The organism is Rhodococcus sp. NPDC059969 (assembly GCF_042738325.1).
In the GTDB taxonomy this organism is placed as follows: Bacteria; Actinomycetota; Actinomycetes; order Mycobacteriales; family Mycobacteriaceae; genus Rhodococcus_F.
On sequence record NZ_JBHWUF010000045.1, the window covers coordinates 1 to 1,096 of the forward strand.

2 protein-coding genes are annotated in these 1,096 nt (G+C 71.1%); one reads left to right on the forward strand and one right to left on the reverse strand.

Annotated elements, in window-relative coordinates; genetic code table 11:
* Window positions 1–187: hypothetical protein (locus ACFWAD_RS29930; protein ID WP_378550491.1), on the forward strand; the 187-nt coding region annotated here is incomplete at its 5' end.
* A gap of 173 nt (window positions 188–360) precedes the next feature.
* Here ACFWAD_RS29930 and ACFWAD_RS29935 read toward each other — a convergent pair.
* A complete protein-coding gene (locus ACFWAD_RS29935; protein WP_378550494.1) occupies window positions 361–885 on the reverse strand; it encodes a hypothetical protein in 525 nt (174 codons plus the stop codon).
* Window positions 886–1,096: the final 211 nt, after the last annotated feature.

Here is a 1,096-nt window from a genome sequence, read left to right on the forward strand (position 1 = left end):
CAGCGGAGGCGGCCCGCCGGGACGGGGGAGTCCAGTGACTCTGACCCCTGAGCAGGTGGCCGCCGTCGAGGCGGAGGCGCGGCGGATTGAGCAGGCCGCTGCTGATCTGAGGGACGCGGAGCGTCGGCAGGGTGAGGCACAGGCCGACGCGATCATCGCGCAGTGGAACCACGCACAGGGTCGCTGACCCGCTGCCCGATCCGCCCGTCTCGTACGGGCGGTGAGGGGAGTTGTCAGCTCCCGTCTCACAATGGCCGGGACGTGAAGCCGGCGGAGCGCCGCTGAGCCCTGCTGACCCCCTTTACCTCCTGCCGGAAGACCGCCGCCCGCTCCAGACGCGCTCGTGCCCCGAAGCAACGGCTATACCCAGCCGAGAACGGCTACGCCCGAGGTCAGCGCGATCCAGTCCCTCCCCCAACTGATCCCCGTGATGTCGCCGAGAACGGCTACACCTGCTCTGAGCTGCGATGTAGCCGTTCCCGACGCGGGGGCGGAAGGCCGCCACGTTGCCGAAGTCACCTCCTGGAGGAGGACACGACCGCGACGAGAACACCAGCGATGGTGAAGACGATCATGACGCCCGTGGACTAACAAACTGCTCCCCGCGCCTCCGCCTCTGGCCAACGCGGGATCAGGACTGGCCGCGCGCACGCGCCCTGGCCGCGAGGGCACCCCACCGTCCGTGAGCTCCCAGCTCCCGTCGCCCCAGACCCAGAGCAGCTCGCCCAACCCCTCGCCGTACTCCGTGAGCCCCTCGTACACCTCATCCACGTACGCCTGGGCCGCGACCAACTGCGCCACGGCCAGGTCCTCGTACAACTCAGCGCCGCCCCAGGCCGGGTTCCCCTCCCAGGCCGGCTCGAACACCACACGCTCGCTGCTCATGCTTCTTCCTCCCCAATCGTGTCGAGCACCCGGCGGTCGCCGGTGTACCGCTGGAGCAACTGCAGCCGTCCGTCCCGGATCCACAGCATCGGCCAGTCCCGCTCCGGCTCACCCGCCGCCCGCGCCCTGGCGTGCGCGAGAGCCTCCTCGAACGCCGCCGCGTACGGGCCGCGGCCCACCGCCCACCGCCGCCACGCCCGACCCCAGGACC